Source organism: Lysinibacillus sp. RU7 (assembly GCF_057837305.1).
Map to the genome: position 1 here is coordinate 1 of NZ_JBYQFK010000326.1, position 233 is coordinate 233.

Genomic DNA, 233 nt, shown 5'->3' on the forward strand with positions numbered 1-233 from the left:
GCCCTGCTCTCGCCAATGAATTGGCCGCACGCGCCGCCGATGGCTGGCATCCCGTCACGCTCAGCGAAATCAAACGGCAATTGCGCGATCTCGGCTATGCTCTCGACCGTACGCTGGACTGCCGTTCCACGGCCCAGATCATGACCGGTCCACGTGCTGGCAAGACCTATCCCACTCTCTCGACGGGCATCAAGGAAGCCGACACCGGCCGCAGTGCGTTCCACTTCGAGGCT

The 233-nt window shown here is 63.1% G+C and carries 1 protein-coding gene; it reads left to right on the forward strand.

What is annotated here, in order from left to right; all coding sequences use genetic code 11:
• Positions 1 to 233: hypothetical protein (locus tag AC3II9_RS22580; protein WP_489159019.1), on the forward strand; the 233-nt coding region annotated here is incomplete at both ends.